At 62.7% G+C, this 13,972-nt stretch carries 8 protein-coding genes; all 8 read left to right on the forward strand.

From position 1 onward, the window contains the following. The first annotated feature begins 360 nt into the window (after nt 1-360). The 8 genes from PM3016_RS06070 (at nt 361) to PM3016_RS06105 (ending at nt 13,480) form a co-directional block, all read left to right on the forward strand. A complete protein-coding gene (locus tag PM3016_RS06070) occupies nt 361-1,260 on the forward strand; it encodes an ABC transporter permease (RefSeq protein ID WP_013917480.1) in 900 nt (299 codons plus the stop codon). Continuing rightward, nucleotides 1,260-2,129, forward strand: coding sequence for a carbohydrate ABC transporter permease (locus PM3016_RS06075; RefSeq protein WP_013917481.1), 870 nt, complete (start codon nt 1,260-1,262; stop codon nt 2,127-2,129). Before PM3016_RS06070 ends, PM3016_RS06075 begins: the two co-directional genes overlap by 1 nt. 50 nt (nt 2,130-2,179) lie before the next feature. Beyond that, entirely contained in the window at nt 2,180-3,751 is a 1,572-nt protein-coding gene (locus tag PM3016_RS06080) for an extracellular solute-binding protein (RefSeq protein WP_014368764.1), read from the forward strand. A 254-nt stretch (nt 3,752-4,005) separates the two neighbouring features. Then, a complete protein-coding gene (locus tag PM3016_RS06085) occupies nt 4,006-6,078 on the forward strand; it encodes a glycoside hydrolase family 65 protein (protein WP_014368765.1) in 2,073 nt (690 codons plus the stop codon). A gap of 122 nt (nt 6,079-6,200) precedes the next feature. Then, nucleotides 6,201-8,942: a glycosyl hydrolase family 95 catalytic domain-containing protein gene (locus tag PM3016_RS06090; RefSeq protein ID WP_014368766.1), complete on the forward strand. Its 2,742-nt coding sequence runs from the start codon at nt 6,201-6,203 to the stop codon at nt 8,940-8,942. Between the two features lie 282 nt (nt 8,943-9,224). Beyond that, a complete protein-coding gene (locus PM3016_RS06095) occupies nt 9,225-11,765 on the forward strand; it encodes an Ig-like domain-containing protein (RefSeq protein WP_014368767.1) in 2,541 nt (846 codons plus the stop codon). 230 nt (nt 11,766-11,995) lie between these two features. Then, the gene (locus tag PM3016_RS06100; protein ID WP_014368768.1) at nt 11,996-12,757 is read left to right on the forward strand and encodes a GTP pyrophosphokinase; all 762 of its coding nucleotides are present in this window, start codon (nt 11,996-11,998) and stop codon (nt 12,755-12,757) included. A 201-nt stretch (nt 12,758-12,958) separates the two neighbouring features. After that, complete coding sequence (locus PM3016_RS06105; RefSeq protein WP_013917487.1) at nt 12,959-13,480, forward strand: hypothetical protein; 522 nt, start codon at nt 12,959-12,961, stop codon at nt 13,478-13,480. Nucleotides 13,481-13,972 lie beyond the last annotated feature (492 nt).

Consider the following 13,972-nt stretch of genomic DNA (forward strand, 5'->3'; position numbering starts at 1 on the left):
CGGGCCAGCCCGTCCCGCAGCCGGAACCGGCCCTTGCAAGAGGGCCGCCCGTCCCGCAGCCGAAATGCCGGCCGAGAGAGGGCAGCCGGCCCGTCCTGTCGCCGAAGCGCCGGCCATGCCCATGACTGCGCGCACGCAGCTAATCTTCTTCCGTTGTGCTGCCACCCCCCGTCAGTCCAAGCCCCACCCCGCATCAACCGAACGGCCACGGGACCAACCGATCCGTCACAACGGGGCGCCATCCCGGTTTGGCGCACGGGATAACGGAATGATCGATTGCCGCAGCCCCCTGGTGAAGGTACGATGAGGCCAATCCCAACAACACTTTGGACTCCGGTCAGAAGAAAGGCGGTGTGACGATTGGCCAAGTATTGGCAGAATGCCAAGAAGCATTGGATGCTCTATCTCATGATCCTCCCGGGCATAGCCTACTATATCGTATTCAAATACGTGCCCGTGGCGGGAAGCATCATCGCATTCCAGAAGTACCAGATCATGCGGGGGATCTGGGACAGCCCCTGGGTGGGGCTGGATAACTTCAAGTTCATTTTCGCATACCCGGATTTCTACAATGTCCTGCGCAATACGCTGCTCCTGGCGATGTACCATCTGGTGTTCGGGTTCCCGGCGCCGATCCTGCTCGCGCTTCTCTTCAACGAAGTGCGGCTGGCGCTGGCGAAGAAGCTCTTCCAGAGCCTGTTCTACCTCCCTCACTTCCTGTCGTGGGTGGTGGTCGGCGGCATTGTCTTCGAGCTGCTGTCCGCCCAGGGGATCGCGAATATGATCCGGGGCTGGTTCGGGCTCTCCCCGATCCTGTTCATGCAGGAGGAGTCGATGTTCCGCTCGATCGTCGTCATCTCAGGGATCTGGAAGGAAGTCGGCTGGGGAACGATCATCTACCTGGCGGCACTGGCCGGCATCAACCCGCATCTCTATGAGGCGGCGGTCGTCGACGGGGCGAACAAGTGGAAGCAGACGATCTACATCACGCTGCCGTCGCTGATGCCCACGATTCTCGTGCTGTTCCTGCTGCGGATCGGCAACTTCCTCGAGCTCGGCTTCGATCAGGTGTTCAACCTGCTCACGCCGATGACCTATTCGGTCGGGGACATCATCGAGACGTATGTGTACCGGGCCGGGGTGCTGCAGGCGCAGTACAGCGTTACAACGGCGATCGGCTTGTTCCAATCCGTCATTGGGTTCCTCTTATTGTGGATCTTTAACAGATTAGCGAGAAAATCGGAACAGGGGTTGTGGTGATGACAGAGACTTGGGGAGAAAAGCTGTTCAAGCCGCTCAATTACATTTTCCTCGCGGCAGCCTCACTGTCGATGGTGCTGCCGCTGATTCACCTGCTGGCGGTATCGCTCAGTTCGCCTTATGCCGCCGATGCGAAGCAGGTGCTCCTGCTGCCTGTGGATTTTACTCTGGCCTCGTGGGACTACATCCTGAACAAGGATGACCTGTGGCGGGCGTTCTGGGTCACCGTGATGATCACGGCCGTGGGCACGGCAATGAGCATGCTCTTCACGGTGTTAACCGCCTATCCGCTGGCCCAGCGGGCGTTCCTTCTCCGCAAGGCGGTCATGCTGGGCATTGTGATCACGATGATTTTCAACGCGCCGCTCATCCCGTTCTTCCTTACCGTGAAGGCGCTCGGGCTGCTGAATTCGTTCTGGGCTTACATTATTCCGGGTCTCATCGGGACCTTCAACATGATTATCATCCGTACCTTCCTTATGGAGCTGCCGCCTGAGCTCGACGATTCGGCCCGCATGGACGGCTGCAACGACCTGCGGATCCTCTTCCAGATCTACCTGCCGCTGTCGAAGCCGGTGCTCGCCACGGTCAGCTTGTTCTATGCCGTCGGCTACTGGAACACGTTCCAGCGGGCGGTGCTCTTCATCCGCAACCCGGACCTGTGGCCGCTGCAGATGAAGCTGCGGGAGTATCTCATGAGCAACGAAGAGCTAATCACGACGAGCCAGATGGTCGGCACGTTCGACTACAACGCGGCGACGCTGCATGCGGCGACGATCATTTTTGCAGCGGTACCGATCCTGCTCGTGTATCCTTATCTGCAGAAGTACTTCATTAAGGGAGCGCTGATCGGGTCGATCAAAGGATGAAAATCAGGCGGTTCGATCAAGGGCTGAACAATCGAAGGGGGATGGCGAAGATGGGTATGGACAAAAGCGCAAAACAGCGTTACGGCACGGTAGCCCGGTCGAGTCTGACAGTGGTGCTGGCGGCGGCGCTGGCGGCAGGCTGCAGCTCCGACAAGGGAGCCGAGCAGGGGGCGGAGGCAGGCCAGGACGGCAAACCGGTGAAGGTACGCGTGTTCAAGAGCCACCTCGGCAAAGGAAAAATTCCCGAGGGGAGCAACGAGCACATCAAATATATCGCCGACCGGACAGGGGTCGAGTACCAGCTCATGACCTCGGCGCCGGGCTCCGATCCCGCCGAGACGCTCAACGTGATGATCGCCTCCGACGATCTGCCCGATATTCTGCGGCCCATCGGCGGCGTGGAGCAGACGCTGATCCAGCAGGGAGGCGCGCTGCCGCTCGACGACCTGCTCCCGAAATATGCGCCTAACGTGTGGAAGCTGATCCCGAAGGAAGCATGGGACATCGTGCGGGCGGCTTCGCCGGACGGGAAGATTTATTTTGTCCCGAAGGTGTACACGATTCCGGAACGGGTCCCGATGATCCGCAAGGACTGGCTCGATAAGCTCGGCCTCCCGATGCCGCAGACGAAGGAGCAGTACTTCGAGATGATGCGGGCGATGCGCGACAAGGACCCGAACGGCAACGGCAAGGCGGATGAGCTGCCGACGACGGGCCGCGAGCTCGGGAAGTGGATGGACCACCTGTTCGGCATGTACGGCGTCGCGATGTGGGAGGGCAACCCGGAGTGGGACGTCTATGACGGCCAGATCCAGTATGCGGGCATCACGCCGAACATGAAGGCGGCGATCGCCATGATCCGCGACATGTATAAGGAGAAGCTGCTCGACACCGAGACGTTCCTGAACAAGGGGGAAGTATGGCAGGCGAAGATCAACAACAACCTGGTCGGCCACTGGTACCATCTGCCCGCCTCGCTCAAGGATAAATATGCCGCGATGAAAAAGACCGCGCCGGATGCCTACGTAGCCGGCATGCCGCTGCCGAAGGTGGAGGGCTTCACGGGCTTCGTGACCCAGAAATCGATGGGCGAGGTCGAGTGGATGATCCCGACCGCCTCCGAGAAGAATGCGCCGAATGCGCTGAAGCTGCTCGATTTCTACTACAACCCGGAGAATGAAGATTTCGTCCGCTTCGGGGTCGAAGGCCTGCAGCACGAAGTGGTGAACGGGGTGAAGAAGCTGCTGCCGGAGTCGGAGGACCGCCCGATCGCCCTCGGCATGCAGAACTTCAGCACGAAGGAAACGATGCAGAAGCGCATCGAGCAGACGTATTCGGCCGACCAGGTGAAGATGGTCATGGATATTTTTGAGGTCGGCATCTCGCAGGCGCGCCGGATCGCCGGGGACGGCATGAGCTCCTCCGTCTATGAGGGCTTCCCGGATATCCAGTCGCACAAGCTGTTCCAGCAGTATGTGGCGAAGATCATCATCGGCGAATGGCCGCTCGAGAAGTTCGACGAGTTCGTGGAGAAGTGGAAGTCTTCCGGCGGCGACGCGGTCACGAAGCGCGTGCAGGAATGGTACGCACGCGTGGAACAGTACCGGAAGCAGCAGCCGTAGGGCTATGCCGGACTCCCCGGTGGCAGGGTACGATTCTGAATGCGCAGGGGGAGCGGCTTGCGTCAGAGGGGAAGTTGGGATGAGGCAGGCCGCCGGAAGCAGGTTGGAAGAGGAACAAGGACTCCCGGAAATAAGGGAGATATGCTGCAGGGATGACGGAGCGCAGTGAAGCAGGGGGGCCGGTGGGGAAGGCCCCTCTGCGCGTACCGTCCGTAAAGGACGGCAAAGCCGTTTATCTCGGAGAAGGAGGAGCTATGACAACGATCGATCGCAAGGCTTTGGTCCGCCGGCACAATCCGGTGATCCGGGAGGTGCTGCCGCTGTCGCCGCTGTCTGTCGGCAACGGGGAGTTCGCGTTCACGGCCGACCTGACGGGGCTGCAGACGTTCCCGCAAGCGTACGAGGTGCCGCTCGGCACCCAGTCCCAGTGGGGCTGGCATTCTTCTGGAGGACGGGAGGTCTGGACGCTGGACGATGTCCGGCTGCAGTACCGTGATGAGGCCACAGGCCTCGGCGGGTATCCCGTGCATGCCGAGGACCGCGAGGAGGCGTATCATTGGCTGCGCCAGAATCCGCACCGGCTGCAGCTCGGCCAGCTGGGCCTGCTGCTCCTGCGGGAGAACGGCGGGCGGATGACGCCGGAAGAGATCACGGACGCGGAGCAGACGCTGGACCTGTGGACCGGCATTCTGACGAGCCGGTTCCGCGCTGGGGGCGTACCGGTGACGGTGCAGACTGTCTGCCATCCGGAGCTCGACGGCATCGGCGTGACAGTGGAGAGCCCGCTGCTCGCGGAGGGCCGGCTGGGGCTCTCTCTCCGGTTCCCTGCCCCGGGGGTAACCTCCCGGGCCTGGGACAAGACGACGGGGCTGCACTGGGACGGGCCGGAGGAGCACCGCAGTGAGCTGGAGCGCCTCGGCGACGGCGGCTTCCTCATCCGGCGGACGATGGATGAGGACGGCTATGGAGCCCTGCTCCGGCTCTCGGAGGGAGAGCTGGAGCGGGAGGAGGAGCCCCACGCGTACGTGGTACTGGGCGGCATTCCCGGCGGGCGGCTGGAGCTCACGCTCTCGTTCGCTTCGCAGGACCGGCAGCCGCCGGAGCTTCCCGGCAGCGGCGGCGTTCTGGAGGCGAGCGCCCGTCACTGGGAGCGCTTCTGGCAGGAGGGAGCCGCCGTGGAGCTGGCGGACAGCCGGGACTCCCGCGCCCCCGAACTGGAGCGGCGCATCGTGCTCTCGCAGTTCCTGACCGCAATCCACTCGGCGGGCTCCGTGCCTCCGCAGGAAACGGGGCTGCTCTACAACAGCTGGTTCGGCAAGCCGCATCTGGAGATGCACTGGTGGCATGCGGTGCATTTTCCGCTCTGGGGCCGCACGGAGCTGCTGCTGCGCAGCATGGACTGGTACCGGGCGATCCTGCCCAAGGCCAAGGCGCTGGCAGCTTCGCAGGGCTACACCGGGGCGAGGTGGCCGAAGATGGTCGGTCCCGAAGGGGACCAGAGCCCGTCGCCGATCGCGGCACTGCTGATCTGGCAGCAGCCGCACCCGATCGTGTTCGCGGAGCTGGTCTACCGGGCCGACCCGACCAGGGAGACCCTGGAACGCTTCGCGGATGTTGTGCTGGAGTCCGCGGAATTCATGGCTTCCTTCGCCGCTTGGGACGAGGCGGAGGGCCGGTACGTGCTCGGTCCGCCGGTGATCCCGGCGCAGGAGAACCACAAGCCCGCAGGCTGCCGGAACCCGGCCTACGAGCTGGAGTATTGGCATCACGGGCTGGAGACCGCGATGCGCTGGGCCGAGCGGCTCGGGCGGCCGGTGCCGGACCGCTGGCAGCGCGTATACCGTCATCTCGCGGCGCTGCCGGAGCAGGACGGCGTGTACCTGGCGCATGAGCGGTGCCCGGACACCTACACCGCCTTCAACACCGACCACCCCTCGATGCTGGGGGCGCTGGGCCTGCTGCCCGGCAAGCTCGCCAAGCGCGAAGTGATGCGGGCTACGCTCGACCGGGTGCTCGAGAGCTGGCGGTGGGAGACGTCCTGGGGCTGGGACTTCCCGATGGCGGCGATGACCGCCGCCCGGCTCGGGGAGGGCGCCCTGGCCGTCGACCTGCTCCTCAAGGAGGAGGTCAAGAACACCTACCTGCCCAGCGGACACAACTACCAGCGCCCGGGGCTGACCGCTTACCTGCCGGGCAACGGCGGGCTGCTGGCGGCCGTGGCGCTGATGGCCGGCGGCTGGCAGGGCGGGCCGGAGGGGCATGCGCCCGGCTTCCCGCAGGACGGCAGCTGGACGGTCCGCGCCGAGGGGCTGAACCCCTGGCTGTAGGCCGGCCCGGCAGGCGGGAGGTACCGCAGGAGTAGAAGCGGCGGCTGGAGCGATTGCACCATCGGTGTGCGGTCCGGGCCGCGGGTGGAGCCTTTAGCCGTAACGGGTGCAAGAGGTGAGCCATGAGAAGAATCGGCATATGGAGCGGCTGGACGCAGGAACTCCGGTGCAGGACGATCCGCAGCGGCAGACCCTGGGCCTTAAAGGGGGCGGAGGCTCCGGCAGCGGAAGCGAGGGCTGACGGGCCGCAGCAGGAGGTGGAAGACATGAAGGGATGGCAGGAGGAGGCGGCCGGCGGCGTGAAGGGATGGCAGGAAGCGGGAGCCGGCGGCGTGGCGGGATCGCAGAAGGAGACAGCCGGCGGTGTGAAGGGTTCGCAGCAGGCGGGTGCCGGCAAGGGGGACGGCGCACCGTCCTACGGCGGCCGGAACCGGCGCAGGCTGGTCCTTCGCCGGCCGGCGTCGTGGTGGGGCCAGCTGTGGCGGGAGGCGCTGCCGTCGGGCAACGGCCTGATCGGTGCCGCCGTACATGGAGCCATCGGCAGCGAAACGGTGCTCCTGACCCACGCGGAGCTGTGGACCGGAGGCACGAAGCAGGAGCTGCCGGAGGTCAGCGGGACGCTGGCCGAGATCCGGCGCCTGATGGACGAGGGCGCCTACCGCGAAGCGAACGGGCTGCTGGAAGGCCGGCTCCGCGAAGCCGGATACGAGCCGGTCCGCGAGACGCCGCTGCCGCTGGCGGACCTGAAGGTGGTGCGTACGGCGCAGGCCGGCTTCCGCCGTTACCGCCGGGAGCTGGACCTGGAGACGGGGGAAGTCTCCGTCCGCTGGGAGGAGGGAGCGGCGGCGTACGAACGGAAGCTCTTCGTCTCCCGCAGCGACGATCTCATCGTCTATGAGCTTGGGTCCCGCGGAGGGTGCGTGGATGTGGCCCTTCTCCTGCAGCCGCATGAGAAGGGGACGGCCAGCCGTCCGGACATGCCCTCCTATGTGTCCGAGTCGCTGGAGATCACGGCGGCGGACGGCTTCCTCCGGTATGCCGCCCGCAACGATGACGGCCGGGATTTCGGCGCGGTGCTGCGGGCGGTGCCTGCCGGAGGGCGTCTCGGCGAGGATCAGGGCCGTCTGTCCGTTACCGGCGCCGACAAGGTGCTGATCCTGGTGAAGGTGTTTGCCGGAGGCGACCGCTCGCAGGAGTGGACGCGGCTGGAAGCGGAGCTCCGCGAAGTCGCGTGGACGTACAGCGAGCTGCTGGACCGCCATACGGCGCTGCATGGGCCGTTGATGCGCTCCGCGGACGTGCACCTGGGCGGTGCCGGTGAGGAGGCGTCCTGCACGTACACGGATGAGCTGCTCCAGGAGGCGTATGAAGGCGGTTTGAGCCCCGCTCTGGCGGAGCTGATGTGGGCATACGGGCGCTACCTGTTCATCTCGGGGACCCGTCCGGGCGGGCTTCCTTTTGGCCTGTACGGCCTGTGGTGCGGCGATTACAAGGCGGTCTGGAGCCATTTCATGGCCAATGAGAATGTGCAGATGATGTACTGGCACGCGGCGGCCGGCGGCTTGTCCGAGCTGATCCTGCCCATGCTGGACTATTACGAGTCCCGCCTGGAGATCTTCCGGGACAATGCGAGGAAGCTGTACGGCTGCCGGGGAATTTTCATCCCTGCAGGGACGACGCCCGGCATGGCCGAGCCCTTCCAGACCGTGCCGGTGATTATGCACTGGACGGGGGCGGCGGGATGGCTGGCCCGCCACTTTTATGAATACTACCGGTTCACCGGGGACCTGGAATTCCTTCGCAGGCGGGCGTTACCTTTCATGAAGGAAGCGGCATTGTTCTATGAGGACTTCCTGGTGGAGGGGGAGGACGGCAGGCTCGTCTCGTATCCGTCCGTGTCGCCGGAGAACACACCGGGCAATTATATCTCCGAAGAAGGCGTCTTCGGAGCGATGGCCCATGCCATGCCGACGGCGGTCAATGCGCTGCTTGACTTCGCGATCCTGAAGGAGCTGCTCACGGATCTTCTGGAGGCCGTGGAGCTCACAGGGGAAGGGGAGCCGGAAGCGGTCCGGCGGTGGAGCGTTCTGCTGGAGCGGATTCCCGCCTATGAGGTCAACGGGGATGGTGCCGTCCGCGAGTGGCTTCATCCCGATTTTACGGACCGCTACCGGCACCGGCATATCTCACACATCTACCCGGTGTTTCCGGCTTACGAAGTCTCGCGGGACAGCGACCCGGCGCTCTTCGAAGCCTTCGCCGAGGCGGTGCGCAGGCGGCAGGTCGTCGGGATCGGCGACCAGACCGCCTGGTCGTGGGCCCATCTCTCCAATATTTATGCCCGTATGGAAGAAGGGGAGCCGGCGCTGGAGTGTCTGGCCATGCTCGCGCGCTCGTGCCTGCAGGATAACCTCTATACCGTACATAACGACTGGCGGCATATGGGGGTAAGCTTGTCCTACGGCCGGGCGCCGGTCCAGATGGACGCGAACCTCGGCTGGGTCTCCGCCGTGCAGGAGATGCTGCTCCTGGCTGCGCCGGGCCGTGTGAAGCTGCTGCCTGCTCTGCCCGCTTCCTGGGCGCAGGGGAGTGTCCGGGATCTGCGCTTCGAGACCGGCCGCGTCAGCTTCGCCTGGAACCTGCAGCGCGGGCAGCTCGAAGGGGAGGTGACGGCAGGACGCCAGACGAACCTGCTGCTGACACTGCCTCCGGGGTTCCGCCTGACTGCGGTGGAAGCGGAGGGAAGTGATTGGGCCGCCGGCTGCACCGGGCCTTCCTTCCCGGTCCGCTTGAGCGCGGGCCGTACGCTGAAGTTTACCGCCGAAGCGGAGCGGGGGCGGATGGTCCCGGACGAGGGAATGTGAGAAGAGAGGCCGGAGGAAGAGCATGAAGGAGGCCCTCGAAGCAGGGAGGCCGTTACCGTAAGTTTATTTGTCGCCTGCGCGAAAGCGGCCGGTAGGTTCTTCGGCGTCCGCCTCCGGACCCGTACCCTACACTCCACCTTGGAAAGGAGGTGACCTGGACGGACCGCACCGAAACAGGCGGTGGATTGGCTGACTCCAGTCGACCGACACGGAGCCCGCCTGAGCCCATTGGATTGGGCACCTATCCACGCACTCATTTTATCCCAAGGAGATGATGCATGTATGAGGAAGAGACAAGGACCGAAGAGGCTGCTGGCGGCCCTGCTGGTTCCGTCGCTGCTGCTGGGCTCCATCCCGCCGTCCGCTGCGGCGGAGGGGACGCTTCCCGCTTTCCCCGGCGCGGAAGGCGGAGGAATGTACACGACCGGCGGACGCGGCGGCGCCGTGTATGAGGTCACGAATCTGAACGATTCGGGCCCCGGCTCCCTGAGGGATGCCGTCTCGCAGGGCAACCGCACGATCGTGTTCCGCGTGTCGGGGAACATCAACCTGAAGTCGAAGCTGATCATCCGCAGCTCGAACCTCACCTTCGCCGGGCAGACGGCACCGGGCGACGGGATCTCGATCAACCATTATCCGGTCATTGTCGATGCGGATAACATCATTTTCCGCTACCTGCGGTTCCGTCCCGGTGACGTCGTCCTGGCGGAGGAGGACGCGATGTCGATCCGCAAGCATGCGAACATCATCATCGACCACTGTTCGTTCACATGGGCGATCGACGAGGTGCTCTCGCCTTACGAGAACCGCAACGTCACCGTCCAGTGGTCGATCGCGGGCGAGGCGCTGCATATGTCGAGGCACCAGAAGGGACGCCACGGCTTCGGCGGTCTCTGGGGGGCCGGCAATTCCACGTACCACCACAACCTGCTCATCCACAACGCCAGCCGCAACGCCCGTTACAAGGGCACGCTGACGGAGAGCAAAACGCTCGATTTTCGCAACAACGTCATCTACAACTGGAATTATCAGACGTCCTACGGCGGCGACCATGCCGATGTGAATATGATTAACAATTACTACAAGTACGGTCCGGATACGAATATCTCCGAGCGGACCAACTTGTATGAGCTGACCGGCGCGAACGGCAAGGTCTACGTGAACGGCAACTATGTGGATTCGTTCCCGGACGTCACGGCGGATAACTGGCTCGGGGTGGATCTCGACGCGGGCAAAGAGCGTGTCACGGAGCCGATCCCGGCCTATCCCGTGACTACGCATTCGGCGGAGGAAGCGTACCGTCTGGTGCTCGAGCAGGCCGGCGCGGTGCTGCCGAAGCGGGACAGCGTGGATGCCCGTCTGACGGCCGATGTGCGGGACCGGACCGGCCGGCAGATCAACTCGCAGGCGGAGGTGGGCGGGTGGCCTGAGCTGAAGAGCGCGCCGGCACCTGCAGATGCCGACCACGATGGCATGCCGGACGCCTGGGAAACCGCCGAAGGGCTGAATCCGGCGGATGCCGCGGACCGTAACGGTACGCAGACGCCTGGCGGGTATACGCATCTCGAGAGGTACCTGAACTCCATCGTCTGGAAAGGGGACCGGAGTCCGGTCGTCCGGCTGACCTCGCCGGAGATCAACCGGCTCGCGGATGCCGGCGGCAGCATGACCCTGAAAGCGGATGCGGTGGATCCGGACGGGACGGTAGCCAAGGTGCAGTTTTATGCCAATGACGTGCTTCTTGGCGAGGACACCTACGCACCGTACAGCTTCGAGTGGAAGAACCTGAAGGACGGCAGCTATTTCCTGAGGGCCAAAGCGGTTGACCGCAAGGGCTATGCGACGGACTCCTCCACGGTCCCTGTTCATGTGAACACCAGAGGCTCGATCTACCCCTGGATCTCCAAGGATATCGGGGAGCCGGGAATCCGCGGCCACGTGTCGGTCAGCGGGGACAGCATCACGGTCAAGGGGGCGGGCAACTGGCGGGAGAACGACTCCTTCCACACGGCGTACCGCAAGCTTAGAGGCAGCGGCGAGATCGTGGCCCGGATCGACACGCTGACGAATACGACCCCGCATAACCGGGCGGGCGTCATCATCCGCGAGAGCCTGGAGCCCTTGGCACGGGAGGCCATGATGGCCTTGTCCGTCCGCGGCGAGGCGTATGTCGGGGTGTTCTATCACCGCGGGGAGGCAGGGCAGCCTCTTGCCGAGACACCGCCGATCGTGGCGCTGCGCACGCCGTATTACGTGAAGCTGGCCAAAACCGGCGACACGGTCGAAGGCTACATTTCGCAGAACGGCACGGACTGGAGGCTCGTCTCGACGGCTTCTTTCCCGGGCATGAACGAGGTGTACATCGGTCTGGCGGCGGAAGCTGCTGAAGAAAACAACCTCATCGACAATTACAATGCGTCGGTGTTCCGCCAGGTGGGCCTGCTCGGGCTGCCGGAGATCCGTCCGGACCAGCAGAGCGGCACGGTTGCCGCATCCGTCTATGGATCGGGAACGGTGACCTCCGCGGTGTACCGCCTGTCGGGATCGGTGAGCGAGCCGGCGAGCGTGAGCGTGAACGGGCGGGCGGCGAAGGTCGATGCATCCCTGCGCTTCACGGCGGATGTGACGCTGTATCCGGGGCCGAACCGGTTCACCCTGCGGGCCGTGGACACGGACGGCAACCCGGCCGAACCGAAGGTCCTGATCCTGACGTGGGATCCGCGTACGGCTTCCGTCCGGGTGGAGGAAGGCACCGTTGACGCCGCGGCGGGAACGGAAGCTTCAGGAGCTGCACCGGATGGCGGAGTGGCGGAGGATTCGTAACCAGATACATCCGATGGAAGGCGCTGTCCCCTGAGAGGGGGCGGCGCTTTTTTGCAGCGAAGATAAGATTGCTGTCTCACCAGGGTTCGATTCTGTCATCCTTCTAAACGCGCATGATCCTTGCAGGACGGCGAATCCGTTTGTCTCAGCTTGCCGCCGTGCGGCCCGTACGCTATATTATCTTCCAATGGAGGAAACCCTAAGGGCATCCTTCGGAGGGGAGAACAGCTATGGAAAAGAGACAGATCGACCAGCTTCGCGACATCCGCAATAAAGTGACGCGCTTCATGATGATGTACAAGTTTGCCCTGGAAGAGCTCGAGACCAAGATCAATATTCTTAATGAGGAGTTCCATCTCCTGCATGAATACAATCCGATCGAGCATACCAAGTCCCGCATCAAATCCCCGGAGAGCATCCTGGAGAAGCTGAACCGCAAAGGGGGAGGGGAATCGCTCGCCAGCATCAAGGAGACGATCCGGGATATCGCCGGACTGCGCATCACCTGCTCCTTCGTCGAGGATATCTACTGGATCAGCGAGATGCTGAAGAACCAGTCCGACCTTCATGTCGTGGAGATCAAGGACTATATCAAGAACCCGAAGCCGAACGGCTACCGCAGCCTCCACCTGCTGGTTCAGGTGCCCGTGTTCATGTCGGACAGGCAGGAGCCCGTGTACGTGGAGGTACAGATCCGGACGATCGCGATGGATTTCTGGGCCAGCCTCGAGCACAAAATCTTCTACAAATACGACGGTTCCGTGCCGCCGCGGCTGCTCGAAGAGCTGAAGGACGCCGCCGATTCGGCTACGGCCCTGGACCGCAAGATGGAGAAGCTGCACAAGGAGATCGAAGCGATCAAATCCGCGGAGGAGGAGGCTTCGGAGGGCCCGGAGCTGTTGGAGCAGCTGACCGGCGGGAAGGGGCTGCCGATCCCGGAGGCCCTCCTGCGGCTGGCGGGCGAGGGGGCAGGACTAGGGAGCATTAAATAAGCCGTTTCTCAATAGAGTATGGGCTGGCAGCATAGCAGGCGAAACGATGTTGGTCTATAGGCCGGCATCGTTTTTTTTGTTGTGACGAAGGCAGATGCAGGAACTTAAGGGGATAGGCATAAGCAGAATGTGGTTTTCGCATGTGGAAATATTTGTTAATATATGTAGGGGATGTGAGTTTGTAAGGGGGGAAGAGGTAGAATGCATATCAACAAACGGCTTATTACATTGCTGCTTATTCTCTTCTTTTTAACCAACGTGGTTACCTTCGGCCTGCTCTATTTCTCCCGACTGGATACAACGTTCTCTATAAGTACTACATCCCGGAAGGGTGAGCATACCGTTAAGGTTCAAACGTTTAGCGGTCAGAGTCCGACCTGGAAGGTGGATCATTATACGGTAGTCCGTACCGAAAACAAGCTGTGGCGGGGAGGAGCGAAATTAACGCATGTGGGTGATCCGGAGGAGAGGGCGGCCGGGACTTCCTACTTCAAATACACGTTCTATGAACAGAAGGAAGACAAGCAGCAGGCTGACGTTGTGTTGGCTGGATCCACGTCCGGACCACCGGGAAGCACCCCATTCCAGGACCTAAGGAAGCTGGGGGCGACCGAAGAAACCCCTTTTGGAAAGTGGGCTCCCATTCGCAGTGTCTATCTGGAGGTGGAATGGTTCGACCCGAGCGGGGAGATGAGGAAGGATAAAATCTTTCTGTCCGAGTAGAATAGGGGCTTTGCATCGAGGGCTCCGATTGAAATAAAGGAACCTGGATGCCTTATTGGCATGGTTTTACGGGTTCCGCCGCATATAAGGGAACTCAGATGCTCTATTGCTGTCCGATTGGGGGAAAAGCCGGCTCAAACCCCGGAATAGCGAATCTCCGTTCCGTTAAAATGAAAACAGCCCTGCCGCGACCAAGGATAGCGCACCGGAGTTCCTCTATTTCACCATCACGGGGCTTGCCGGGGCAAAGACCGTCCGCACTTGCCGGTCGAGCGTGATATGCCCGAGTCGTTTCGTTCCACCGATCCAGCCCTCTGCACACAAACAAACACCCTTCCGCCGGAAGGGTGTTTTTCGTTGAGACGATTATGAATGTATATCTCGCCAGGGCTCGATTTTGTATTTAATCAATGTGCATCGTCCGTAAAGGACGGGGAAGCCGTTTATCCTACAGCGAGCGGGTTCTGCCTGAAGTATGTTTAAACCCACGGC

This window comes from Paenibacillus mucilaginosus 3016 (genome assembly GCF_000250655.1).
Lineage (GTDB): Bacteria > Bacillota > Bacilli > Paenibacillales > NBRC-103111 > Paenibacillus_G > Paenibacillus_G mucilaginosus.